The sequence below is a fragment of the Streptomyces sp. NPDC087310 genome (genome assembly GCF_044744405.1).
Lineage (GTDB): Bacteria > Actinomycetota > Actinomycetes > Streptomycetales > Streptomycetaceae > Streptomyces.
In genome coordinates this window covers 1188050-1212775 of the sequence record NZ_JBIUYF010000001.1, presented here as the reverse complement: position 1 = coordinate 1212775, position 24726 = coordinate 1188050, and the positions used below count along the sequence as shown (strand labels likewise).

17 protein-coding genes are annotated in these 24726 nt (G+C 70.8%); 10 read left to right on the top strand and 7 right to left on the bottom strand.

The window, feature by feature from the left end; genetic code table 11:
* Positions 1 to 98 precede the first annotated feature (98 nt).
* The 3 genes from ACIO3P_RS04885 (at position 99) to ACIO3P_RS04875 (ending at position 6125) form a co-directional block, all read left to right on the top strand.
* The gene (locus ACIO3P_RS04885; protein WP_329827423.1) at positions 99 to 4031 is read left to right on the top strand and encodes an ABC transporter ATP-binding protein; all 3933 of its coding nucleotides are present in this window, start codon (positions 99 to 101) and stop codon (positions 4029 to 4031) included.
* A 98-nt stretch (positions 4032 to 4129) separates the two neighbouring features.
* The gene (locus ACIO3P_RS04880; protein WP_401794246.1) at positions 4130 to 4531 is read left to right on the top strand and encodes a hypothetical protein; all 402 of its coding nucleotides are present in this window, start codon (positions 4130 to 4132) and stop codon (positions 4529 to 4531) included.
* A gap of 133 nt (positions 4532 to 4664) precedes the next feature.
* Entirely contained in the window at positions 4665 to 6125 is a 1461-nt protein-coding gene (locus ACIO3P_RS04875) for a S28 family serine protease (RefSeq protein WP_401855061.1), read from the top strand.
* Between the two features lie 100 nt (positions 6126 to 6225).
* Here ACIO3P_RS04875 and ACIO3P_RS04870 read toward each other — a convergent pair whose 3' ends face one another.
* Positions 6226 to 8049 (bottom strand): glycoside hydrolase family 3 protein, encoded by a 1824-nt coding sequence (locus ACIO3P_RS04870; protein ID WP_401855058.1) that lies wholly within the window; start codon positions 8047 to 8049, stop codon positions 6226 to 6228.
* An 82-nt stretch (positions 8050 to 8131) separates the two neighbouring features.
* The gene (locus ACIO3P_RS04865) at positions 8132 to 9139 is read right to left on the bottom strand and encodes a LysR family transcriptional regulator (protein ID WP_401855057.1); all 1008 of its coding nucleotides are present in this window, start codon (positions 9137 to 9139) and stop codon (positions 8132 to 8134) included.
* A gap of 175 nt (positions 9140 to 9314) precedes the next feature.
* Between ACIO3P_RS04865 and ACIO3P_RS04860 the strand changes: the two genes are divergently transcribed.
* Positions 9315 to 10361 (top strand): EamA family transporter, encoded by a 1047-nt coding sequence (locus ACIO3P_RS04860; protein ID WP_401855054.1) that lies wholly within the window; start codon positions 9315 to 9317, stop codon positions 10359 to 10361.
* A gap of 30 nt (positions 10362 to 10391) precedes the next feature.
* Here the strand turns inward: ACIO3P_RS04860 and ACIO3P_RS04855 are convergent, their stop codons facing one another.
* The 3 genes from ACIO3P_RS04855 to ACIO3P_RS04845 all read right to left on the bottom strand — a co-directional run bounded on the left by ACIO3P_RS04855 (position 10392) and on the right by ACIO3P_RS04845 (position 13464).
* Positions 10392 to 11183, bottom strand: a complete 792-nt coding sequence (locus ACIO3P_RS04855) for a sugar phosphate isomerase/epimerase family protein (RefSeq protein ID WP_329826987.1) — start codon at positions 11181 to 11183, stop codon at positions 10392 to 10394.
* On the bottom strand, positions 11180 to 12172 hold the full coding sequence (locus ACIO3P_RS04850) for a helix-turn-helix domain-containing GNAT family N-acetyltransferase (protein WP_329826988.1): 993 nt from the start codon (positions 12170 to 12172) through the stop codon (positions 11180 to 11182). Before ACIO3P_RS04850 ends, ACIO3P_RS04855 begins: the two co-directional genes overlap by 4 nt.
* Positions 12173 to 12387: 215 nt before the next feature.
* The gene (locus tag ACIO3P_RS04845) at positions 12388 to 13464 is read right to left on the bottom strand and encodes a LacI family DNA-binding transcriptional regulator (protein ID WP_329826989.1); all 1077 of its coding nucleotides are present in this window, start codon (positions 13462 to 13464) and stop codon (positions 12388 to 12390) included.
* Positions 13465 to 13625: 161 nt separating this feature from the next.
* Between ACIO3P_RS04845 and ACIO3P_RS04840 the strand changes: the two genes are divergently transcribed.
* The 5 genes from ACIO3P_RS04840 to ACIO3P_RS04820 all read left to right on the top strand — a co-directional run bounded on the left by ACIO3P_RS04840 (position 13626) and on the right by ACIO3P_RS04820 (position 20798).
* Positions 13626 to 14777 (top strand): Gfo/Idh/MocA family oxidoreductase, encoded by a 1152-nt coding sequence (locus tag ACIO3P_RS04840; protein ID WP_329826990.1) that lies wholly within the window; start codon positions 13626 to 13628, stop codon positions 14775 to 14777.
* Positions 14774 to 15949: a dihydrodipicolinate synthase family protein gene (locus tag ACIO3P_RS04835; protein WP_329826991.1), complete on the top strand. Its 1176-nt coding sequence runs from the start codon at positions 14774 to 14776 to the stop codon at positions 15947 to 15949. Before ACIO3P_RS04840 ends, ACIO3P_RS04835 begins: the two co-directional genes overlap by 4 nt.
* A 20-nt stretch (positions 15950 to 15969) precedes the next feature.
* A complete protein-coding gene (locus tag ACIO3P_RS04830) occupies positions 15970 to 16827 on the top strand; it encodes a sugar phosphate isomerase/epimerase family protein (protein ID WP_401855280.1) in 858 nt (285 codons plus the stop codon).
* 269 nt (positions 16828 to 17096) lie between these two features.
* A complete protein-coding gene (locus ACIO3P_RS04825) occupies positions 17097 to 19307 on the top strand; it encodes an ATP-dependent RecD-like DNA helicase (RefSeq protein ID WP_401855050.1) in 2211 nt (736 codons plus the stop codon).
* 192 nt (positions 19308 to 19499) lie between these two features.
* Complete coding sequence (locus ACIO3P_RS04820; RefSeq protein ID WP_329826993.1) at positions 19500 to 20798, top strand: citrate synthase; 1299 nt, start codon at positions 19500 to 19502, stop codon at positions 20796 to 20798.
* A gap of 495 nt (positions 20799 to 21293) precedes the next feature.
* On the opposite strand, the gene ACIO3P_RS04815 is transcribed toward ACIO3P_RS04820, so the two are convergent.
* The gene (locus ACIO3P_RS04815; protein WP_401855278.1) at positions 21294 to 21566 is read right to left on the bottom strand and encodes a heavy-metal-associated domain-containing protein; all 273 of its coding nucleotides are present in this window, start codon (positions 21564 to 21566) and stop codon (positions 21294 to 21296) included.
* Between the two features lie 98 nt (positions 21567 to 21664).
* Positions 21665 to 22345 (bottom strand): TetR/AcrR family transcriptional regulator, encoded by a 681-nt coding sequence (locus ACIO3P_RS04810; protein ID WP_329826995.1) that lies wholly within the window; start codon positions 22343 to 22345, stop codon positions 21665 to 21667.
* A 144-nt stretch (positions 22346 to 22489) separates the two neighbouring features.
* Here ACIO3P_RS04810 and ACIO3P_RS04805 point away from each other — a divergent pair, with 144 nt between their 5' ends.
* The gene (locus tag ACIO3P_RS04805; protein WP_401794218.1) at positions 22490 to 24724 is read left to right on the top strand and encodes an MMPL family transporter; all 2235 of its coding nucleotides are present in this window, start codon (positions 22490 to 22492) and stop codon (positions 24722 to 24724) included.
* Positions 24725 to 24726 lie beyond the last annotated feature (2 nt).

Below are 24726 nucleotides of genomic sequence, written 5' to 3'. Positions count from 1 at the left end.
GCCGCCCGCGTTGGTGCCTTCCGGCAGATCAGGACGATCGGCCGGATCAGGGCGATCATCGGATCAGCGACGATCATCGGATCAGCACGGTGAGCACGATCAGGAGGCACGTGGTGGCGGAGGCGTCGGCAGAGCAGGGCTGGGCACGGCGGCTGTCCGGGTACGCGTGGCGGTACCGGCGCAACGTGGTGCTCGCGCTCGGATCGTCGCTCGCCGGCATGGCGGTGATGGCCCTCGTCCCGCTGATCACCAAGGTTGTCATCGACGATGTGATCGGGGCGGGACACCGCTCGCTCCTCGTCTGGACGGGGCTGCTCATCGCGGCCGCGCTCGTCGTCTACGTGGCGACCTACATCCGCCGCTACTACGGCGGACGCCTCGCGCTCGACGTCCAGCACGATCTCCGTACGGACATGTACGCCACGATCGCCCGGCTCGACGGACGCCGTCAGGACACCCTCTCCACCGGGCAGGTCATCGGCCGCGCCACCAGCGACCTCCAGCTCATCCAAGGGCTGCTCTTCATGCTGCCGATGACCATCGGCAACGTCCTGCTCTTCCTGATGTCCCTGGTGATCATGGCGTGGCTGTCGCCGCCGCTGACCCTGATAGCCCTGGCCGTCGCGCCCGCCCTCTGGTACATCGCCCGCCGCAGCCGTACCAAACTGCACCCCGCCACCTGGTACGCGCAGGCGCAGGCCGGAGCTGTCGCCGGGGTCGTGGACGGCGCGGTCTCCGGGGTCCGGGTCGTCAAGGGCTTCGGCCAGGAGGACCAGGAGACGGGGAAGCTCCGCGAGGCCGGGCGGAAACTCTTCGCGGGCCGGCTGCGGACCATACGGTTCAACTCCCGCTACACCCCCGCCCTCCAGGCGGTCCCCGCGCTCGGCCAGGTCGCGATGCTCGCGCTCGGCGGCTGGCTGGCCACCCGGGGGCAGATCACCCTCGGCACCTTCGTCGCCTTCTCCACCTATCTGGCCCAGCTCGTCGGCCCCGTCAGGATGCTCGCCATGGTCCTGACCGTCGGCCAGCAGGCCCGCGCCGGCGTCGAACGCGTACTGGAGCTGATCGACACCGAGCCCACCCTCCAGGACGGCACGAAGCGGCTCCCGGCCGACGCGGAGGCGTCCGTCGAGTTCGACGACGTGTCCTTCGCGTACCAGGACGGCCGCCCCGTCCTCGACGGCTTCTCGCTGGAGCTGGCCCCCGGCGAGACCGTCGCCGTCGTCGGCGCCTCCGGCAGCGGCAAGTCCACCCTCTCGCTCCTGCTGCCCCGCTTCTACGACGTGACCCACGGCGCCGTCCTCGTCGGCGGCCACGACGTCCGCGAACTCACCCTCGACTCGCTGCGCTCCGCGATCGGCCTCGTACCGGAGGACAGCTTCCTCTTCTCCGACACCGTCCGCGCCAACATCGCGTACGGCAAACCCGACGCCACCGACGAGGAGATCGTCCGGGCCACCCGCGCCGCCCAGGCCCACGGATTCATCAGCGAACTGCCCGGCGGCTACGACACCACGGTGGGCGAACAGGGCCTCACCCTCTCCGGCGGCCAGCGGCAGCGGATCGCCCTCGCCCGCGCGATCCTCACCGACCCCCGGCTGCTCGTCCTGGACGACGCCACCTCCGCCGTCGACTCCCGCGTGGAACACGAGATCCACGAGGCGCTGCGCGCGGTGATGGCCGGGCGCACGACCCTGCTCATCGCCCACCGCCGCTCCACCCTCGGCCTGGCCGACCGTATCGCCGTACTGGACGACGGACGGCTCTCCGACGTCGGCACCCACGAGGAGCTCCAGCGGCGCTCCGCGCTCTACCGGCGGCTGCTGACCGAGCCCGACGAACTGAGCGGCACCTCGCCGGGGGGCGCGCGCGGTGCGGTCGACGCGGCGCGGTCGCGTACGGAGGACGGCTGTCCGGCGACGGACGGCCGCCCGGCGGACGACCTCGCCCTCCAGCAGGTCCAGCAGGAGATCGACGCCGAGTTCGACGCGGAGCGCGGTGTCACCCCCGCCCTCTGGGTACGGGACGACACCGTCGCCGGTGACGCGGCGGCCCCCGGCGCCACCCCCGAACTGCTCGCCCAGGTCGAGGCGCTGCCCCCGGCCACCGACGTCCCCGAGGTCGACGAGGCGCGCGCCGTCGCCGCCGAGGAGTCGTACGGACTGCGCAGGCTGCTGCGCGGCTTCTGGCCGGCGCTGCTGATCAGCCTGGCGCTCGTCGCCGTGGACGCCGGGATGGGGCTGCTGCTGCCGGTCCTCATCCGGCACGGCATCGACCAGGGCGTCGAACAGCTCGCGCTCGGCGCGGTCTGGGTGGCCGCCTCGCTCGGCCTGCTGACCGTCCTGCTCCAGTGGGCGGCGCAGATCGGCGAGACCCGCAAGACCGGCCGCACCGGCGAAAGGATTCTCTACTCCCTGCGCCTGAAGATCTTCGCGCAGCTCCAGCGGCTCGGACTCGACTACTACGAGCGCGAGCTGACCGGCCGCATCATGACCCGGATGACCACGGACGTCGACGCCCTGTCGACATTCCTGCAGACCGGGCTGGTCACCGCGTTCGTCTCCGTCGTCACCTTCGCCGGCATCCTCGTCGTCCTGCTGGTGATCGACCTGGAGCTGGCGCTCGTCGTCTTCGCGACGCTGCCCGTGCTGATCGTCGGTACCGTCTTCTTCCGCCGCAAGAGCGTCCAGGCGTACGAGCTGGCGCGCGAGCGCATCAGCGTCGTCAACGCCGACCTCCAGGAGTCCGTGTCCGGGCTGCGGATCGTCCAGGCGTTCCGGCGCGAGGGCGACAGCCGCGAGCGCTTCGCCGCCCGCAGCGACCACTACCGCGCGGCGCGGGTGCGCGGCCAGTGGCTGATATCGGTCTACTTCCCCTTCGTCCAGCTCCTGTCGTCGGTCGCAGCGGCGGCCGTGCTGATCGTGGGCGCGGGACGGGTGGAGGCCGGGACGCTGACGACCGGCGCGCTGGTCGCGTACCTCCTCTACATCGACCTGTTCTTCGCCCCCGTGCAGCAGCTCTCGCAGGTCTTCGACGGCTACCAGCAGGCGACCGTCTCGCTCGGCCGGATCCAGGAACTGCTGCGGGAGCCGACCTCGACGGCAGCGCCGAGGAAGGCTCTCGACGTGCTGTCGCTGCGTGGTGAGATCGCCTTCGAGGACGTCGACTTCGCGTACGGAGGGACGGACGCCGGCGTGGACGGCGGAGTGGACGGGGGCTCGGACGGCGGAGTGGACGGGGGCTCGGACGGCGGTTCGGACGGCAGCGTAAACGGCGGTTCGGACGGCGGCGTGGTCGGCGGTTCGGACGGCGGTTCGGGTGTCGAGGGGGAGACCGCGCTCAAGGGCGTGAACCTGCGCATTCCGGCCGGGCAGACCGTCGCCTTCGTCGGCGAGACGGGCGCGGGCAAGTCGACGCTCGTCAAGCTGGTCGCGCGGTTCTACGACCCGACCGGCGGCCGGGTCACGGCGGACGGTACGGACCTGCGCGACCTGGACCTGACGGCGTACCGCCGCCGGCTCGGCGTCGTGCCGCAGGAGGCGTACCTCTTCGCCGGTACGGTCAGGGACGCCATCGCGTACGGGCGCCCCGAGGCTACCGACGCGGAGGTGGAGGCCGCGGCGCGCGCGGTCGGCGCCCACGAGATGATCGCCACGCTGGACGGCGGCTACCTCCACGAGGTCGCCGAGCGCGGCCGTAACCTCTCGGCGGGGCAGCGCCAGCTCATCGCGCTCGCCCGCGCCGAACTGGTCGACCCGGACGTCCTGCTGCTGGACGAGGCGACCGCCGCACTGGACCTCGCCAGCGAGGCGCTGGTCAACCAGGCGACCGACCGGCTCGCGGGCCGCCGTACCACGCTGGTCGTCGCGCACCGGCTGACCACCGCGGCGCGCGCGGACCGCGTGGTCGTGATGGACCACGGGCGGGTCGCTGAGGACGGCACCCACGAGGAACTGCTCGCGCTGGACGGCCGGTACACGCGGCTGTGGCGGAGCTTCATCGGGGAGGAAGAGCCCGCGGTCGTCTCATGAGCCGGGCGGGGTCCGCTCCGTAACCCTGGTCGCTCCGCAACCATCAGGACCGCCGCAGGCGTCGTACACACGTCCACATACATACTCCTGGAGGGCGCGTGTTCGGATTCGACGGCGGCGGGGCGCACAGGGTCCTGCTGCACTGTCTGGCGACCCTGACCGCCACCGGCGCCCTCGTGGTGGGTGCCCCGGGGGCGCCGGGCGCCGAGGCGGCGTCCGTCTGCTCGGGGCGGCCGGAGAAGACCGTGTCCTTCGCCACCGGTGAACTGCGCGTCTACAAGGCGCGCGGCTACGCCTGCGCCATCACCGTCGCCAAGAAGCCGGGCAAGAAGCGCGCCATGTCGGTCAGTCTCCAGCCGCGCGGCGGAAACCCGGTGGTGGACAAGGGGAGTTACACGCGCCAGGCGGGCCCGGTCACGGTGCACGCGCTGAACCGCTGCGTACGGGCCTCCGGCGTGGTCTCCGGGAAGAAGGGCTCCACGGGCTGGATCCTCTGCTGACCGGGGGTGCGGGGCCGGCCGGGTCGGGTGCGGGGCCGGCCGGTGTGGGGCCGGCGGGTCGGGTGCGGGTCTGGCGGGTCGGGTGCGGATCCGGCTAAATTCACGGCGTCTGTCATGAACACAGGGAGCGTGAATGCGCAAGGCGCTGAGATGGGTGTTGTCGCTCGTACTGGTCATAGGCACCGTGACCACGGCAAGCGCGGCCACGGTGGGAGCGGCCACCGCCGCGGACAACGGCACGGTCGCCGACACCGCCGATAATGCCGACACCGCCAACATCAAGGACCGAATCCTCGCCATCCCGGGGATGAGTCTGATCCAGGAGAAGCCGTACGAGGGGTACCGCTACTTCGTTCTCAACTACACCCAGCCGGTCGATCACCGGAACCCGTCCAAGGGCACCTTCCAGCAGCGCCTCACGCTGCTGCACAAGGACACCAGCCGCCCCACGGTCTTCTACACCAGCGGCTACAACGTCTCCACCAACCCGAGCCGCAGCGAGCCGACCCGGATCGTCGACGGCAACCAGGTCTCGCTGGAGTACCGGTTCTTCACCCCGTCCCGGCCGCAGCCGGCCGACTGGTCGAAGCTGACGATCTGGCAGGCGGCCAGTGACCAGCACCGGATCTTCACCGCGCTGAAGAAGATCTACGCCAAGAAGTGGCTGGCCACGGGCGGTTCCAAGGGCGGCATGACCGCCACGTACTTCGAGCGCTTCTACCCGCGCGACATGGACGGCGTCGTCGCGTACGTCGCGCCCAACGACGTGGTGAACAAGGAGGACTCGGCGTACGACCGGTTCTTCGAGCGCGTCGGCACCAAGGAGTGCCGCGACCGCCTCAACGCCGTGCAGCGCGAGGCGCTCGTCCGGCGCGCGCCCCTGGAGAAGCGGTACCAGGAGTGGGCGCAGGCCGAGGGCGCGACCTTCACGACGGTCGGCTCGCTCGACAAGGCGTACGAAGCCGTGGTCCTCGACTTCGTCTGGGCCTTCTGGCAGTACAGCGCGGAGTCCGACTGCGCGTACATCCCGGAGGCCACCGCCTCCGACCAGGAGATCTACGACGTCATCGACTCGATCTCCGGGTTCTCCTTCTACACGGACCAGGGCCTTGAGCCGTACACGCCGTACTACTACCAGGCGGGCACCGAGCTGGGCTCGCCCACCATCAAGCTGCCGCACCTGGGCAAGCTGAGCCGGTACGGGTACCAGGCGCCGCGGAACTTCGTACCGCGCGCCATACCGATGAGGTTCAACCCGCTGGCGATGCCCGCCGTCGACAGTTGGGTCCGCCACCACGCACAGCAGATGCTGTTCGTGTACGGACAGAACGACCCGTGGGGTGCCGAGCCCTTCCGCCTCGGGAAGGGCGCGCGCGACAGCTACGTGTACGTCGCGCCGGGCGCCAACCACGGCGCCAACGTCGCCGGTCTCGTGCCCGACCAGCAGACGAAGGCCACGGCCAGGATCCTGGAGTGGGCGGGCGTCGCCCCCGCCGCGGTCCAGGCGGACGCGGCGAAGGCGAAGCCGCTGGCGCCGTTCAACAGCAAGCTCGACCAGCAGAAGGTGCAGCGGGAGCACGCGCTGCGCCCGTAACTCCTGAAAGTGGGGCGGGGAGTCGCCGACCGGTGACTCCCCACCCCACTTTTCCGTAGCTCCGTAGCTCCGTAGCTCCGTAGCTCAGTAGTTCCGTAGGTCAGTAGCTCAGGCCGTGGCCGACCGGGTACAGCACGCGGTCCGGATCGTCCGCGCGCTGTACGGGAACGGGCAGCAGCCCCCTGGGCCGGACCCGCCCCGCGATCACCCGGGCCGCGGCGCGCAGCTCGACATCCGTCCAGGAGTACGTGGCGAGGGAGGCGGCGACGCCGGACAGCCGCGCGATGTCGTACGGGTTGCGGATCGCGACGGTCACGACCGGCACCCCGGTCGCGGCCAGCGCGCTGACCAGCGTGCGCTGCGAGCTGGTGGCCGAGACGTTGTACGTGGCGACGACCACCGCGTCCTTGCCCCGCGTGGCCGTCACCGCCTCCTCGATCCTGGCGGCGGTCGGCGCCGTACCCGTGGACAGGGCGGTGGCGCTGAACCCGAGCTCGTTCAGGGCGGTGGCGAGGACGCTGGTCGGCGGCCCGGTCGTCCCGGAGGGCGAGGCCGGATCGGCGCCGACGACCAGCAGGTTCCGCTCCCGGCGGCGGCTCAGCGGGAGCAGCCCGCGCGCGTTGGCCAGCAGGGTGGTCGTCGAGTCGGCGATCCGGTCGGCGGCGGCGAGATGGGCGCGGGTGCCGACCGTACGGTCCACATCGCGGCCGGTGACATACGGATCGCGGAACAGCCCGAGCCGCTCCTTGAGTTCGAGGATCCGCAGAACCGATTCCTCGATGCGCCGTACGGTCAGCTCGCCGTCCTTGACCGCCGTCAGGACCGCGTTCCAGGCGAGCTTGAGGTCCGGCGGGTTGAGCAACTGGTCCACGCCCGCCTTGAGCGCGAGGACCGGGACGCGGGCGTCGCCGTACTTCTGCCGGACGCCCTCCATGCCGAGCGCGTCCGTGACCACCACGCCCCGGTAGCCGAGTTGTTCGCGCAGGACGCCGGTGACGATGGGGTGCGAGAGGGTCGCCGGGTCCCCGCTCGGGTCCAGGGCCGGGACGACGATGTGCGCGGTCATGATCGAGGTGACACCCGCGGCGATCGCCGCGCGGAAGGGCGGAGCGTCCAGTTCCGTCCACTGTTCGCGCGTGTGGTGGATCGTGGGGAGCGAGGTGTGGCTGTCGTCGGTCGTGTCTCCGTGCCCGGGGAAGTGCTTGGCCGCGGTGGCGATCCCGGCGCTCTGATACCCCGTCACCTGGGCGGCGACCATCCCGGCCACGGCCCCCGGATCGGCACCGAAGGACCGCACGCCGATGACCGGGTTGGCCGGATTGACGTTGACGTCCGCGTCCGGCGCGTAGTTCTGGTTGATGCCCATCGCGGCCAGCTCCGCCCCGGCGATCCGGGCGGCCTCACGGGCACCCGGGTGCGAACGGGACGCGCCGAGCGCCATCGCCCCCGGCAGCAGCGTGGCGGGCTTGCCGACCCGGGCGACGATGCCGTGCTCCTGGTCGGTGGCGACCAGGAGGGGCAGGGGGGTGCGCTGGGCCAGCCCGGCCCGCTGGATGCCGTTGGAGAGCCCGGCGATCTGGTGCGGATCGCGGGTGTTGTGCGCCCAGGCGAAGTAGATGATCCCGCCGACGTGGTACGTGGAGATCAGCTCGGCGGCGTCGCGGACGCCGATCTCGGCCAGGTTGGCGTTGACGTCGGCCTGATCGGGGTCGGTGGCGGAGTGCCCGTACACCCGCATGACGAAAAGCTGGCCGACCTTCTCCTCCAGGCTCATCCGGGCGACGAGACGGCGGAGCCGGTCGCGGAGGGCGACGGGGGTCCGGGCGGAGACGGGGGAAGCGGCGGCGGTCGAGGTGGTAACGGCAGCCGCCGCTACGGCGGTTGCGGTGAGGAGAGCGCGTCTGGAGATGGTCCGGTCGTGCACGGGTGCTCCTTCCGGCCGTGTGCTGCGAGGGAAGTGAAGGAAACTTCCAGGGGTTCACGGTTATCCGGAAAGTAACTGCCGGTCAAGAGATCTGCCACCCAAGGCGGTCGGCCGCGTCGGCCGGGGGTGGGGTGGTGGCCGTGGTGGCGGCTGTGGTCGTGGCTCCGGTCGTGACTGTGGCTGTGGCTGTGGCGACCTTCGGCCAGTGGTGGCGCAAGGTGTCCACCGCCGCCGTGACGGCCGGGCGCCGGGCCGCGCCGGTGCGCCACAGGGCGTACAGCCGGCGTATCGGCGCCGGTTCCAGGGCGACCGCCCGTACCTCCCCGGGCAGCGGTCCGCGCCCCAGCCGGGGGATCATGGCGATGCCGAGGCCCGCCGCCACCAGCGCGACCTGGGTGTGGTTCTCCTCCGCCTGGTGCGCGAGATCCGGCTCGCAGCCGGCCGCGCGCAACGTACGGACCAGCCAGTCGTGGCAGACGGTGCCCGGCGGCTGGCAGATCCAGCGCTCACCCGCCAGGTCCTCCCTGCGGACGGAGGAGCGGGCCGCCAGCGGGTGCGAGACATGGACGAGCACGTCGCACAGGTCGTCCCCGATGACCGCCTGCTCCACGCCCTCGGGGGCGGGCAGCGGGGCGATGTCCCAGTCGTGGGCGACGGCGAGGTCGAGGGCGCCGCGGGCGACCAGATCGATGGACAGATGCGGGTCGATCTCGCGCAGCCGGACATCGAGGGCGGGGTGGAGTGCGGCCAGCTCCGCCAGTACGCCGGGGAGCAGCCCGCGCGCCGAGGACGCGAACGCGCCGACGACGAGCTGCCCGGTCGGCTGCCCCCTGCGCTCCTCCAGCGTGGTCTCGGCACGCTCGACGAGGGCGAGCAATTCCTCGGCGGTGGAGGCGAGATGCCGGGCCTCGTCCGTGAGCGCGACCCCGCGCCCGCGCCGCTCCAGCAGGGTCGTACGGGTCTCCCGCTCCAACTTGGTGATCTGCTGCGACACGGCCGAGGGCGTGTAGCCGAGGGCGGCGGCGGCCGCCGCCACGGAGCCGTGCACGGAGACGGCGTGCAGCGCGCGCAGCCGGGCCAGATCGAGCATGGTCGCCCCCTTGGAAAGCGGATTCGCAGAATCACGGACCTGACGGACCTGACGGACCTGACGGAACTCACGGAACTGACGGAACACAGAGTCATGGAATCGTAAGCAACGCTCAATTCAACCATGAAGAAATGTTCGCTGGTGCTACATGGTCAGGGTCGGTGATCCTCTCCGCATGCGTACTGCACACAAAGCCCTCGCCGTCCTGGTGGCCGCCGTCTGGGGGGTCAACTTCGTCGTCATCGAGGTCGGCCTCGGCCACTTCCCGCCGCTGCTCTTCTCCGCCCTGCGCTTCCTGGTCGCCGCGCTGCCCGCCGTCTTCTTCGTGGGCCGGCCGAAGGTCGCGTGGAAGTGGGTGATCGGGGTCGGTCTGGCGCTGGGCGTGGCCAAGTTCGGGCTGCTCTTCGTGGGGATGGACCGGGGCATGCCGGCCGGCCTCTCGTCCCTCGTCGTCCAGATCCAGGCGGTCTTCACCCTGCTGTTCGCCGCGGTGGCCCTCGGTGAGCGGCCGGGGCGGGTGCGGCTGCTGGGGATGGGGATCGCGCTCGCCGGGATCGCGGTCGCGGCGGCCGATGAGGGAACCTCGGGGCCGGTGCTCGCCTTCGTGCTGGTCATCGCCGCCGCGGCCTGCTGGGGCGTCTCCAACGTGCTCACGCGCAAGGCGTCCCCGCCGGATGCCCTGAACTTCATGGTGTGGGTGTCCGTCGTCCCCGTACTGCCGCTGCTCGGGCTCTCCCTGCTCTTCGAGGGCCCGGACGCGGACCTGGCCGCGCTGCGCGCGCTGGACTGGTCCGGCGCCGGCACCGTCCTCTACGTGGCCTGGGTGACGACCGTCTTCGGCTTCGGCGCCTGGGGCTGTCTGCTGCGCCGCTACCCGGCCTCGTCCGTCGCTCCTTTCTCGCTGCTCGTACCCGTCTTCGGGATGTCCTCGGCGGCCGTACTGCTCCACGAGTCCGTCAGCCCGTTGCGCTGGTGCGCGGCGGCCCTGCTGGTCGGGGGAGTGGCGCTGGCGTCGCTGTCGCGGGGCGGCTCCGGGAGCCGGACGGGGCAGGCCGACGACCAGGGCGCCCCGGAGAGCTCTCCGGTCAGCCCTCCGGTCAGTCCTCCTGTCAGCCCTCCAGTCACCGCGCCGCCCCTGCCGACTCCGGTCCGACGGATGGCCGCCGAGCCCGGGAGCGGCGCCCCGCCGGAGACGTCGACCACGCCCCGCCGGAGACGCTGACCAGGTGAACGGGGCGGGACTCCCGCTCCCTCAGCGGTGCTCGCGTATCAGCCCCTCCAGATACGCCCGCCCCGGCGCCAGCAGCTCGGGGAGGTCCGCCGCCTGCGGGTACCAGCGCTTCTCGTACTCCCAGCAGACCCAGGCGTCGTCATCCAGCAGGGCCAGGCATTCGCCCAGCGGCAGCACCCCCGCCCCCAGGGGCAGCGGTGTGGTGTCCTCGGCCGAGGCGATGTCCTTCACCTGGACGTAGCCCAGGTGCGGGGCGAGGATGCCGTGGGTGGTGATCGGGGACTCACCGCCCAGCCAGGTGTGCATCACGTCCCAGAGGGCCCCCACCTGCTGATGTCCGACCGGGCCCAGCACGCGGGCCGCGTCCTTGCCCGTGCGGTGCGAGTCATGGGTCTCCAGCAGGATGCGTACGCCGTAGTCCGTGGCCGTCTCCGCGGCGGCGGCCAGCCGCCGCGCCGCGAGCGTGTCCGCCTCGTCGGCCGGCTGGTCGCCGCCGCCGGGGAAGACGCGGATGAACGGAGCGCCGAGATCCCGCGCCAGGGAGAGCAGTTCCTCCAGCTCCTGGCGCAACTGGTCCTCGTCCACATCCGCCTTGGCCACCCGGGCGTACCCGGCCAGCCCCACTATCTCGATGCCGGCCCGTTCGAACTCCTCGACCACCAGGGCGCGGTCGCGGCGGCCCATGCCCCGGTGCACCGGCTCCTCCGGGTGCGTGCGCAGCTCGACCCCCTGGTAGCCGGCCGCGGAGGCGAGGGCGACGACCTCGGGGATGGGCAGGCCGGGGACTCCGAGGGTGGAGAAAGCGAACTTCACTGTGGTGTTCCTTTCTGGCGTGCGGCGGCCTCTTCCTTGAGAAGAAGCCGCCAGTCCTGGCCTATCAGGTCCGCCCCGTACGAGTGGTGCGGTTGCTCGGCCACGAGGGTGAATCCGGCACGCTGATAGAGAACGCGGGCGGCGGAGAGTGTGTCATTGGTCCAGAGCGTCAACTCCTCATACCCCGCCTCGCGGGCGAAATCCACCACCGCGCCGATCAGGCGTTCACCCACGCCGTGGCCCCGGGCCTCGGGCTCGACCAGGAGAAGACGGAGTCTGGCGGTCACCGGCCCGTCGTCGTCGCCCCGTACGCCCGGCTCGTCGTCCCTCACGCACATGATCGAGCCCACCGGTATGCCGTCCATCTCGGCGATCCACACCCGCTCCAGCCGGGGGTCGTGGTCCTGGGCGTAGTCCGCGACGATCCGGGCGACGAGCCCTTCGAACTCCGTGTTGAACCCGTACTCCGCCGCGTACACCGCGGCGTGGCGCTGCACGATCCAGCCCAGCTCGCCCGGTGCCGGCTCGCGCAGGACGGGTGCGCCCCGCCCGCCGCGGGCCGCGGACCCGTCCGTACCGAGGATGTCCCGCACCGTCCGCAACGCGTCCGCGAGTTCGGGACGGCGCTCCGGCTCGACCCGGTCGAGCAGCGAGACCACGGCCTCCCGCGACCGCTCGTCCAGCAGCGTCGCCGCCTCGCGCCCCCGCGAGGTGAGGGTGATCCGCTGCCGCCGCGCGTCCTGCTCGGAGGGCGCGCGGCCGACCAGGCCGTCCCGCTCGAACTTGGTCAGCAGACGGCTCAGATATCCGGCGTCGAGCGACAACTCCGCGCGCAGATCGGCCGCGTCGGTCCGCGGCGCGTGGGCCAGCTCGTACAGCACCCGCGACTCGGTGAGGGTGTACGGCGTGTAGAGATGCTTGCCGTAGTCCAGCGCGCCGATCAGATTCGTGTAAAAGCGGTTGAACGCACGCATTTCCTGCACGGCCATGATCCACCTCCGGACGCTCGCCAGAATCTACCTTTGACTGAGTCAACGGTATGCGGGGTCGCGGATGCCCGGCAAGGCCCCTCGGTACTTTGGCGTCCACTCGCCAACCAGCCCCGATCGGGCGGGGTCATCGACCCCGCCCGCCCCGCGACTCCGAGCCCGCCCCGCCCCGTCCCGTCCTCGCGAGTCCGGCACCCGCCTCCCGCCGACGCCCCTCAGTCCGACCGCGGCGGCGCCGTGGACGCCCGCGCCATCAGCTCGGCCGCGATCGTCGCGATCCCGCCCGGCGGCGGCGTCTCCGTGCCCATCGCCAGCCGGCCCGCCCGCGCCCCCGCCTCGTGCAGCGGCAGCCGTACGGTCGTCAGCGCCGGGGTCGCGTCCACCGAGAACGGCAGGTCGTCGAAGCCCGCCACCGAGATGTCCTCCGGGATCCGCAGCCCCCGCTCGCGCACCGCCGCGCAGGCGCCCAGCGCCACCGTGTCGTTCGCCGCGACCACCGCCGTCAGATCCGGCGCCCGCCGCAGCAGCTCCAGCGTCGCCTCGTACCCCGACCTGCGGGTGTACGGGCCGTGCACCGTCAGCGGATCCTGCCGGTCACCCCCGCCGTCGCCGGCCCCCGCGGCCTCCAGCGCCGCCCGGTGCCCCTCCAGCCGGTGCCTGGTCGTCGTCCGTTCCACCGGTCCCGCGACATAGCCGATCCTGCGGTGTCCGAGCGCCAGCAGATGTTCTGTCAGCCGCCGTCCGCCGCCCCGGTTGTCGAAGGCCAGCGAGGCGACGGCCGAGTCGCTGCCCGGCAGGGGCGGCCGTCCGCACAGCACCACCCGGGTCCCCGCGTCCGCGAGTTTCGCCAGCTTGGTGGCCATCGCCGCGATGTGTTCGGGATCTTCGAGCGCTCCGCCGGTGAGGACGACCGCCGCGGCGCGCTGGCGCTGGAGCAGGGTCAGATACGTCAGTTCGCGCTCGGGGGATCCGCCGGTGTTGCAGACGACGGCCAGCTTCTCGCCGCCCGCGCGCCCGGTCCCCTCCTGTCCGCCGATCTCGGTCTGCGCCGCCCCCGCCATGATCCCGAAGAACGGGTCCGCGATGTCGTTGACGAGGATGCCCACCAGGTCGGAGGTGGCGGCGGCGAGCGAACTGGCGGGGCCGTTCAGCACGTAGTCCAGGTCGTCCACCGCCCGCAGCACCCGCTCCCTGGTGGCGGCGGCGACCGGGTAGTTGCCGTTCAGCACGCGCGAGACGGTGGCGGGTGACACCCGGGCGCGGGCCGCCACATCCGCCAGGGTGACTGTCATCGCTTTCCTCCGAGGGGTACGGGTGAGTTCGGGCGGTGATCGGGCCGGGCTCTTGTCCGGACCGCTGTCGCAGGCTAGCTTCTTACCTCATAGAAAGCGCTTGCTACGGCCATACGGCCATATCGCTCGCCACGGCTGCCACGGCCCTATGGAGGAACTTCGTGACACGCAGGACAGTGCGGATCGCCATGAACGGCGTCACCGGGCGGATGGGGTACCGACAGCACCTGCTGCGCTCCATCCTCGCCATCCGCGAACAGGGCGGACTCGACCTCGGGGGCGGCGAGACGCTCTGGCCCGAGCCCGTCCTCATCGGCCGCAGGGAACACGCCCTCAAGGAGATCGCCGAACAGCACGGCCTCACGGAGTGGTCGACCGATCTCGACGCCGTCCTGGCGGACGAGACGATCGACATCTACTTCGACGCCCAGGTCACCTCCGCCCGCGTGGAGGCCATCAAGAAGGCGATCGACGCGGGCAAGCACATCTACACCGAGAAGCCGACCGCCACGGATCTCGAAGGCGCCCTGGAACTGGCCAGGCTCGCCCGCACCGCCGGGATCAAGCACGGCGTCGTCCAGGACAAGATCTTCCTGCCGGGGCTGCTCAAGCTGAAGCGCCTCATCGACGGCGGCTTCTTCGGCGAGATCCTCTCCATCAGGGGAGAGTTCGGCTACTGGGTCTTCGAAGGCGACTGGCAGGACGCGCAGCGCCCCTCCTGGAACTACCGTGCCGAGGACGGCGGCGGTATCACCGTCGACATGTTCCCCCACTGGGAGTACGTCCTGCACGAGCTGTTCGGGCGCGTCGCCAGCGTCCAGGCGCACATCACCACCCACATCCCGCAGCGCTGGGACGAGCACGGCAAGCCGTACGCCGCGACCGCCGACGACGCGGCGTACGGCATCTTCGAACTGGACAGCGGCGCCGTCGCCCAGATCAACTCCTCCTGGGCCGTCCGCGTCAACCGCGACGAACTCGTCGAGTTCCAGGTCGACGGTACCCACGGCTCGGCCGTCGCCGGGCTGCGCCGCTGCCGGGTCCAGCACCGCAGCGCCACGCCCAAGCCGGTCTGGAACCCGGACCTCCCCGCCACCGAGTCCTTCCGCGACCAGTGGCAGGAGGTGCCCGACAACGCCGAGTTCGACAACGGGTTCAAGGCGCAGTGGGAGCTGTTCCTGCGCCATGTCGTCCTCGACGAGCCCTACCAGTGGGACCTTCTCGCGGGCGCGCGCGGTGTGCAGCTCGCCGAGCTGGGGCTCCGCTCCTCGGCCGAGGGCCGCCGCTTCGACGTACCGGAGCTGACGCTGTGACCACTCTCCGGCTTCCTTCCCCCGGCGGTGGATCGCGCGCCTATACGCCCCGCTCCGAACCGGCCGCCTTCGTAGTGGCCGGCAGCGAGGGCGGGGCCGCCCTCGCCTCCCGCAGGGTCTTCTCCGCCGCCCATGTCGTCGCCGACCCGTACGCCGACATCAGCCCCGACGAGCCCGCAGCCGTCGACTGGGACGCCACGCTCGCCTTCCGCCGCCACCTCTGGTCGCACGGACTCGGGGTCGCCGAGGCCATGGACACCGCACAGCGCGGCATGGGCCTGGACTGGGCGGGCGCGTCCGAGCTGATCCGCCGCTCCGCCGCCGAGGCGAAGTCGGCCGGCGGCATGATCGCCTGCGGCGTGGGCACCGACCAGCTCGCACCGGGGCCCCATTCCCTGGACGAGGTCCGTGCCGCGTACGAGGAGCAGTTGACGCTCGTCGAGGAGACCGGCTCGCAGGCCATCCTGATGGCGTCCCGCGCCCTCGCCGCCGCCGCGACCACCCCCGACGACTACCTGGACCTCTACGCCCACCTGCTGCGCCAGGCGTCGGAACCGGTCGTACTGCACTGGCTCGGGCCGATGTTCGACCCCGCGCTGGACGGGTACTGGGGCAGCGCCGATCTCGACGCGGCCACCGAGACCTTCCTCCAGGTCATCTCCGAACACCCCGACAAGGTCGACGGCATCAAGATCTCCCTGCTGGACGCCCAGCGGGAGATCGAGCTGCGCCGCCGACTGCCGAAGGGCGTGCGCTGCTACACGGGCGACGACTTCAACTACCCCGAGCTGATCGCGGGCGACGAGCAGGGTTTCAGCCACGCTCTGCTCGGCATCTTCGATCCGCTGGGGCCGCTCGCCGCGGCGGCCGTACGGGTTCTGGACACCGGCGACACGAAGGGCTTCCGGGAGCTCCTCGACCCCACCGTCGAGCTGTCCCGCCACCTTTTCCGGACACCGACCCGCTTCTACAAGACCGGCGTGGTCTTCCTCGCCTGGCTGGCCGGCCACCAGGACCACTTCACGATGGTCGGCGGCCTCCAGTCGGCCCGTTCGCTGCCGCACCTCGCGCGGGCGTACGAACTGGCCGACGGGATCGGGCTCTTCCCCGATCCCGCGCTCGCCGCTTCCAGGATGAGATCCCTGCTCGACGTGGGCGGAGTGGAACAGTGAGCGGACCGGTGGGCGGACAGATGGACGGAACGGCGACGGAGCCGCAGGGCGACCTGACGCGCTTCAGCATCAACCAGATGACGGTCAAGCAGCTCGCCCTGCCCGAGCTGACCGAAGCCTGCGTACGCCTCGGGGTGCCGGGCGTCGGACTGTGGCGCGAGCCCGTCCAGGCGTACGGGGTCGAGGCCGCGGCCAAGCTCGTACGGGACGCCGGGCTCGCGGTCACCACGCTCTGCCGGGGCGGCTTCCTCACCGCGGTCGACCCGGCACGGCGTGCCGAGGCGCTGGCCGACAACCGCGCCGCCATCGACGAGGCGGCGACGCTGGGCACGGACACCCTGGTGCTGGTCTCCGGCGGCCTCCCCGAGGGCGGCAAGGACCTCCACGCGGCGCGTGAACGCATCGCGGACGCCCTGGGCGAGCTCGCGCCGTACGGGGCGGAGCGCGGCGTCAGGCTGGCGATCGAGCCGCTGCACCCGATGTTCGCGTCCGACCGCTGTGTCGTCTCCACCCTCGACCAGGCGCTCGACCTGGCGGAACGGTTCCCCGCCGACCAGGTCGGGGTGGCCGTGGACACGTACCACATCTGGTGGGACGACCGGGCCCCCGCGGCGGTCGCCCGCGCGGCCGAGCGGATCTTCACCTTCCAGCTCGCCGACTGGACGACACCGCTCCCGGCCGGCGTGCTGAACGGGCGCGGCCAGCTCGGCGACGGCGCGGTCGACCTGCGGGCCTGGCGCGAACGGGTCGACGCGGCGGGCTACTCGGGCCCGATCGAGGTGGAGCTGTTCAACGACGACCTCTGGCAGCGGGACGGCGTCGAACTCCTCACGGAGACCGCGGAACGGTACGTGCGGCACGCGCTGGAGAAAAAATAACTCTGCGGAACCGTGCAACCCTTCCGGGGTGACGTGAGTCGTATACGTCAACAGGGCTTTCGGGGGGTTGATCCGGGGGGATTGAAAGCCTTGTCGGAGGGGGAGCGCGTGGGGCCCGGTCCGTCGGACCGGGCCCCCTTGTAGTGCTCGTGCGGTGCTCGGGAACCGTGCGCGGGGGGACGCGCCGGCGGGTTCGCTTCGGCGTGCGCCACGGCGTCGGTTGTCCACAGGGCGGCCACGCTGTCGGAGCCTGGCGGTAGCGTCGGATCATGTCCCAACCCGCAGTGCTCGAAGCCGTGCTCGAACGGATCACGTACGCGAACGAGGAGAACGGCTACACGGTCGCCCGCGTCGACACCGGCCGCGGCGGCGATCTCCTCACCGTGGTCGGTTCGCTGCTCGGCGCCCAGCCCGGCGAGTCACTGCGGATGGAGGGCCGCTGGGCCTCGCACCCCCAGTACGGCAAGCAGTTCATGTGCGAGAACTACACGACGATCCTGCCTGCCACGATCCAGGGCATCCGCCGCTATCTCGGCTCCGGCCTCATCAAGGGGATCGGCCCCGTGTTCGCCGACCGGATCGTCGAGCACTTCGGGCTGGAGACGCTGGACATCATCGAGACGGAGCCCAAGCGGCTCGTGGAGGTCCCGGGCCTCGGCCCCAAGCGGACGAAGTCGATCGCGGCGGCCTGGGAGGAGCAGAAGGCCATCAAGGAGGTCATGGTCTTCCTCCAGGGGGTGGGCGTCTCGACCTCCATCGCCGTCCGCATCTACAAGAAGTACGCGGACGCGTCGATCTCGGTCGTCAGGAACGAGCCGTACCGCCTGGCGGCCGACGTGTGGGGGATCGGTTTCCTCACCGCCGACCGGATCGCCCAGGCCGTCGGGATCCCGCACGACAGCCCCGAGCGCGTCAAGGCGGGCATCCAGTACGCGCTGTCGCAATCCACCGACCAGGGGCACTGCTTCCTCCCCGAGGACCAGCTCATCTCCGACGCGGTGAAGCTGCTGACGGTCGACACGGGCCTGGTCATCGAATGCCTCGCCGAGCTGGCGGCCGAGGACGAGGGGGTCGTACGGGAGCGGGTGCCGGGGCCGGAGGGCGGGGAGGAGCAGATCAACGCGGTCTATCTGGTGCCCTTCCACCGGGCGGAGCTGTCCCTGTCCGCCCAGTTGCTGCGGCTCCTGAGGACGGACAAGGACCGGATGCCGGCCTTCCGGGACGTGGCGTGGGACAAGGCGCTGACCTGGCTGGCCGGGCGTACGGGAGCGGAGCTGGCGCCCGAGCAGCAGCAGGCGGTGCGGCTCGCGCTCACGGAGAAGGTCGCGGTCCTGACCGGCGGTCCCGGCTGCGGCAAGTCGTTCACGGTCCGCTCGATCGTGGAGCTGGCGCGGGCGAAGAAGGCCAAGGTGGTGCTGGCCGCGCCCACCGGGCGGGCGGCCAAGCGGCTGGCCGAGCTGACCGGGGCCGAGGCGTCCACGGTCCACCGGCTGCTGGAGCTGCGGCCGGGCGGGGACGCGGCGTACGACAGGGACCGGCCGCTGGACGCCGATCTGGTGGTGGTCGACGAGGCGTCGATGCTGGACCTGCTGCTCGCCAACAAGCTGGTCAAGGCGGTGGCGCCGGGGGCGCATCTGCTGCTGGTCGGGGACGTGGACCAGTTGCCGTCGGTCGGCGCGGGCGAGGTCCTGCGCGATCTGCTCGCCGAGAGCGGCCCCGTACCGAGCGTCAGGCTCACCCGGATCTTCCGGCAGGCCCAGCAGTCGGGGGTCGTCACCAACGCCCACCGGATCAACTCGGGGGTGCACCCCCTCACGGAGGGGCTGTCCGACTTCTTCCTCTTCGTGGAGGAGGAGACGGAGGACGCGGGGCGGGTGACGGTCGATGTGGCGGCGCGCCGGATTCCCGCGAAGTTCGGGCTCGATCCGCGGCGCGACATCCAGGTCCTGGCACCGATGCACCGCGGTCCGGCCGGCGCGGGCGCGCTGAACGGACTGCTCCAGCAGGCCATCACCCCCGGCAGGCCCGACCTGCCGGAGAAGCGGCTGGGCGGCCGGGTCTTCCGCGTCGGTGACAAGGTCACCCAGATCCGCAACAACTACGAGAAGGGCGAGAACGGGGTCTTCAACGGCACGGTCGGCGTGGTCACCTCGCTCAACCAGGAGGAACAGCGGCTGACGGTGCTGACGGACGAGGACGAGGAGGTGCCGTACGACTTCGACGAGCTGGACGAGCTGGCCCACGCGTACGCGGTGACGATCCACCGCTCCCAGGGCAGCGAGTATCCGGCCGTGGTCATTCCGGTCACCACGGGTGCCTGGATGATGCTGCAGCGCAACCTCCTGTACACGGCGGTGACCCGGGCCAAGAAGCTGGTCGTCCTGGTCGGCTCGCGCAAGGCCATAGGCCAGGCGGTACGTACGGTCTCCGCGGGCAGGCGCTTCACCGCCCTCGGCCACCGGCTGACGGTACGGGGCTGAGCGTGCGGCGGACGCGGGCGTCACGGACTTTCGAAACCGGGGCCAAGGGGGCAGGATGAGTAGGTTGGCGGCACTGAGTGCCGCCAATAGGCCCAATGGTCGACCCCGAGTGCACTCTCCTGAGCCAAATGGGGGATGGTAGAGACAGTCAGGGCACCTCGAAGAAGAGGCACTACGTCGGTGAGGGATGACGTGAGCGAGAAACGCGACAACGCGGTAGTACTGCGGTACGGCGACGGCGAGTACACCTACCCGGTGATCGACAGCACCGTCGGTGATACGGGCTTCGACATCGGGAAGCTTCGGTCCCAGACCGGTCTGGTGACCCTGGACAGCGGCTACGGCAACACCGCCGCCTACAAGTCCGCGATCACCTATCTCGACGGTGAACAGGGCATTCTGCGGTATCGGGGTTACCCGATCGAGCAGTTGGCGGAGCGCTCCAGCTTTGTCGAGGTGGCGTATCTGCTGATCAACGGCGAGCTGCCGACGGTCGACGAGCTGGCCTCGTTCAAGAACGAGATCACCCAGCACACGCTGCTGCACGAGGACGTCAAGCGGTTCTACGACGGTTTCCCGCGTGACGCCCACCCGATGGCGATGCTGTCCTCCGTGGTCAGCGCGCTGTCGACGTTCTACCAGGACAGTCACAACCCGTTCGACGAGAAGCAGCGCCATCTCTCCACGATCCGCCTGCTCGCCAAGCTGCCGACCATCGCGGCGTACGCGTACAAGAAGTCGATCGGGCACCCGTTCGTCTACCCGCGCAACGACCTCGGGTACGTCGAGAACTTCCTGCGGATGACCTTCTCGGTCCCGGCGCAGGAGTACGAGCCCGACCCCGTCGTGGTCGCCGCGCTCGACAAGCTGCTCATCCTGCACGCGGACCACGAGCAGAACTGTTCGACCTCCACCGTGCGACTGGTCGGCTCCTCGCAGGCGAACATGTTCGCCTCGATCTCCGCCGGCATCAGCGCCCTCTGGGGCCCGCTGCACGGTGGCGCCAACCAGTCGGTGCTGGAGATGCTCGAAGGCATCCAGGCGTCCGGCGGCGATGTCGACACCTTCATCCGCAAGGTGAAGAACAAGGAAGACGGCGTGAAGCTCATGGGCTTCGGGCACCGCGTCTACAAGAACTTCGACCCCCGGGCGAAGATCATCAAGGCGGCGGCGCACGATGTCCTCTCGGCGCTCGGCAAGTCCGACGAGCTGCTGGACATCGCGCTCAAGCTGGAGGAGCACGCGCTGGCCGACGAGTACTTCGTCGAGCGCAAGCTTTACCCGAACGTGGACTTCTACACGGGTCTGATCTACCGGGCCATGGGCTTCCCGACCGAGATGTTCACCGTGCTCTTCGCGCTCGGCCGGCTTCCCGGCTGGATCGCCCAGTGGCACGAGATGATCAAGGAGCCCGGTTCGCGCATCGGCCGTCCGCGGCAGATCTACACCGGAGAGGTCCTGCGCGACTTCGTCCCGGTCGAAGGCCGCTGACACCGGATCTCCCGCACACGCCGCGCGCCTGCCGCGCGGCGTCGGCGCCGTACCACGCCGGACAGAGCGAAAAGCGCCCCGCCGCCGATCCCCCCACGGGTCGGCGAACGGGGCGCTTTCCATATCCCCGGTGCGGATTCCCCCCACGGGATCCGGGCCGGGCGTCTGACGTAACCATCAGTGGCTACTCGGGCGGTCGGACCGGGGTACGTACGGGAGGGCCGCTCAAAGCTCCCCGGTGCACGTGCCCCGGCCAATCGCTTGCACGAGACGTCCCCCAAGACATCCCATGCGATCCCATCGAACGTCCCCCAAGACGTTCTTCTGGCATCGTCCTCTTAGACTCGCGAGCAGGCCCGATGGTTACCCCATAATCTATGTGATCTAGATCTCTTTGTGAAGGTCCTGTGGTTCCTGTGAAGGACCTTGGGTGCAAAGAGCTCGCGACCACATAAATGGAGGGTACGCCCAGGTCGGGTTCGGTGTGCGGCCGGATCAGACCTGACCGGTCAGTTCGTAACCCGCCTCGTCGACGGCGGCGCGTACGGCGGCCTCGTCCAGGGGGGCCAGTGACACCACGGCGACCTGTCCCGTGGCGGCCGTGGCCTGCGCCGAGACGACGCCCTCGATCCCGGAGATCTCGCCGGCGACGGCGCCTTCGCAGTGTCCGCAGGTCATGCCGGTGACCTGGTAGACGGTGGTGACCTGGCTCTTCGTCTCGGCGGTCATGACGTTCTCCTCTTCGAGGGCTCGGGTGTGGCGGTCCATGGCGGGCCGGGGGTGCGTGGGTGGCACGGCTCCCTGGCTCGTCCCTGAACTGTACCCCTAGGGGGTATGAAAGCGAACCCTTGGCGAGGTCGGGCCGGTCAGTCGGCCGATGCCGGCACGGCCGTGCGGCAGGGAAGCTCGCTGTCCTCGATGAGCGGTCGCAGATAGCGGAAGAGGACCCTCTTCAGCTCGGTCGTGTACGCGTCCCGTTCATCGGGCTCGGCGGCCAGGATCAGGGCCAGGCCCGCCTTGAACACGGTGAAGAGCATCTCCGCGATCCGGGCGGTGTCGGCCTTCGGTGTGCCGGGGAGGTAGTCGCCGAGGATGTCCTCGACGCGGGCGAGCATCGAGGAGTGCAGCGCGTCGTGCTCCCGGGTGACCTGGCCGGGGACGTCGGAGCCGTGCATCAGGACCGCGAAGGCCGGGTTCTCGCGGTTGAACTGGATCAGCGGGTCGATCACCGCGTCCATCAGCCGGTCGAGCGGCAGGCCGAGGTGGTCCGGCATCAGCGCCTGGCCGTAGGTCTCGCGCCAGCGCGCCAGGAGCTGGTCGCCCAGCTCGACGGCGATGGCCTCCTTGTTCGGGAAGAACTGGTAGAGCGTGCCGGGCGACACGCCCGCCTCCCGGGCGATGGAGTTGGTGCTCGCCGCGGTGTAGCCGGTGGCGCAGAAGACGCGGGCCGCCGCGTCGAGAAGCTGGGCGACGCGGCGCTCCCCGCGGGCCTGGCGGCGGCGCGGTCTGTCCGGCCCGGGGTTCGGGACCGGGGTCGGCTCCGGCATGGCAATCCACAGCCTTCCTGGATCGTTTGACAAATACGAGTGGTGACTCGCATTCTTGGTCAATGCGAGCGATGACTCGTGTTTGCCAATTCTATGGCAACGGCTGACTCGTGCCACGGGTCACGGTGAAGGGGACACCGCACCATGTCCGAAGTCAACACTGACCCGCGTCCGGGCGGCTGGACCCGGTTCGTCACCGCGCGACCACGGCTCTCGCTGCTGGTCGCGCTGGTGATCACCGCCCTGGCCGTGTTCGCCGGCAGCGGGGTCGCCGACCGGTTGGGCAACGGGGGCTGGGAGGACCCGAACGCGGAGTCGACGTACGCGACCAAGGCGCTGGAGCGGGAGTTCCCCGCCTCCCAGCCCAATTTCCTGCTCCTGGTCGACAGCGGGAGCCGCAGCGTGGACGACCCCGCCGTCGTCGCGGAGGGCAAGCGGCTCACCGACCGCCTGGAAGCCGAGAAGGGAATCGTCGGGGTCGGCTCCTACTGGCGGACCGGATCGCCCACACTGCGCGCCGAGGACAGCCGGGAAGGGCTGATCGCGGCGAGGATCGAGGGCGACGAGACGGCCGCCTTCAAGACCCTGGACCGGATCGCACCGGAGTTCCGCGGTGAGCAGGGGGCGCTGAAGGTCTCCATCGGCGGGCCCGTCGCCGTGCGGAGCGAGATGCAGAGCACCATCCAGGAGGACCTGCTGCGGGCCGAGCTGATCGCCCTGCCGGTGACGCTCGTCCTGCTGGTCATGGTCTTCGGCAGCGCGGTCGCCGCCCTGCTGCCGCTGGGCCTGGGCATCGTCGCCATCCTGGGGACGAACGCGGTGCTGCGCGGCCTCACCGAACTCACCGACGTCTCGGTCTTCGCCCAGAACCTCACCACCGCGCTCGGGCTCGGACTGGCCATCGACTACGCCCTGTTCATCGTCCGCAGATTCCGCGAGGAGCTGGCGGACGGCGCCGAGGTACGGGACGCCGTGGGCACCACGCTGCGCACCGCCGGACGTACGGTGCTGTTCTCGGCGCTGACCGTGGCCGTGTCCCTGGCCGCCATGATGGTCTTCCCCCAGTACTTCCTGCGCTCCTTCGCCTACGCGGGCATCGCGGTCGTCCTGCTGGCCGCCGCTGCCGCCCTCATCCTGCTGCCCGCCGCCCTGATGCTGCTGGGCCACCGGGTCAACGCGCTCGACCTGCGGAAGGCGCTGCGCCGCGGACGCGCGGAGAAGCCGGAGAAGAAGGGCGAGGAGCCGGGGGCCGGCTGGGGGCGGACCGCCGCGCTGGTGATGCGGCGGGCCCCGTTCTTCGCCGTCGCCACGGCCGCGGGGCTGCTCCTGCTCGGAGCGCCCTTCCTGGGAGTCAAGCTCGGCACCGCCGACCACCGTCAGTTGCCGCCGGGCGCCGACTCCCGTGTGGTCCAGGAAGAGATACAGAACGGCTTCCCCGGCAGCCCCGGCGGTGGCCTGGAAGTACTGACGGAGGGCGCCGCCACCCCCGCCGAGTACGCGGACTACCGCACCCGGATCGCGGCGCTGCCCGGCGTGACACGGGTCGACGGACCGGTCCCGTCCCCCTCAGGCGACCACGCGTACTTCGCCGTGACGCCCAAGGGCGAAGCGGTGGGGGAGGTGGCCCAGCGCCTGGTGAAGGACATCCGTGCCGAGCCGGCCGCGTTCGACACCTCGGTGACCGGTACCGCCGCCGTCCTGGTCGACTCCAAGGCCGCCATAGCCGACGGGCTGCCCTGGGCCCTGGCCGTCATCGTGCTGGTGACCCTGCTCCTGGTCTTCCTGCTCACCGGCAGTGTGCTGATACCGATCCAGGCGGTCGTGCTCAACGCCCTCAGCCTCACGGCGATGTTCGGGGCCACGGTCTGGATCTTCCAGGACGGTCATCTGTCAGGACCGCTCGGCTTCACCGCCACCGGGGACATCGAGACGAGCCTGCCCGTCCTGATGTTCTGTGTCGCCTTCGGGCTCTCCATGGACTACGGAGTCTTCCTGCTCTCCCGGATCAAGGAGGAGTACGACCGCAGCGGGGACCACGAGCACGCGGTGGCGTTCGGCCTGCGCCGCACCGGAGGACTGATCACCGCCGCCGCCGTGATCCTCGCGGTGGTCATGGTGGCGATAGGCACCTCGCGGGTCACCAACACCAAGATGCTGGGCCTCGGTCTCGCGCTCGCCGTACTGATGGACGCGATGGTGGTGCGCAGCCTGCTGGTGCCCGCGGTGATGAAGCTGACGGGGAAGGCCACCTGGTGGGCCCCGGGACCGCTGCGCCGCTTCCACGACCGGTTCGGGCTGAGCGAGGGGGAGTCGCGGCCGGCCGCTGTCGACGGACCGGCGGAGCCGCCCGTCCGTGACCGGGACACGGCGGGCGTCTGAGG

Bases quoted from the DNA above. Each gene is read 5' to 3' on its own strand.
- ACIO3P_RS04815 (WP_401855278.1), bottom strand. From the start codon at position 21,566: ATGGACCGCCACACCCGAGCCCTCGAAGAGGAGAACGTCATGACCGCC.
- ACIO3P_RS04830 (WP_401855280.1), top strand. From the start codon at position 15,970: ATGGACGGAACGGCGACGGAGCCGCAGGGCGACCTGACGCGCTTCAGC.
- ACIO3P_RS04810 (WP_329826995.1), bottom strand. From the start codon at position 22,345: ATGCCGGAGCCGACCCCGGTCCCGAACCCCGGGCCGGACAGACCGCGC.
- ACIO3P_RS04845 (WP_329826989.1), bottom strand. From the start codon at position 13,464: ATGACAGTCACCCTGGCGGATGTGGCGGCCCGCGCCCGGGTGTCACCC.
- ACIO3P_RS04805 (WP_401794218.1), top strand. From the start codon at position 22,490: ATGTCCGAAGTCAACACTGACCCGCGTCCGGGCGGCTGGACCCGGTTC.
- ACIO3P_RS04825 (WP_401855050.1), top strand. From the start codon at position 17,097: ATGTCCCAACCCGCAGTGCTCGAAGCCGTGCTCGAACGGATCACGTAC.
- ACIO3P_RS04875 (WP_401855061.1), top strand. From the start codon at position 4,665: ATGCGCAAGGCGCTGAGATGGGTGTTGTCGCTCGTACTGGTCATAGGC.
- ACIO3P_RS04850 (WP_329826988.1), bottom strand. From the start codon at position 12,172: ATGGCCGTGCAGGAAATGCGTGCGTTCAACCGCTTTTACACGAATCTG.
- ACIO3P_RS04865 (WP_401855057.1), bottom strand. From the start codon at position 9,139: ATGCTCGATCTGGCCCGGCTGCGCGCGCTGCACGCCGTCTCCGTGCAC.
- ACIO3P_RS04860 (WP_401855054.1), top strand. From the start codon at position 9,315: ATGCGTACTGCACACAAAGCCCTCGCCGTCCTGGTGGCCGCCGTCTGG.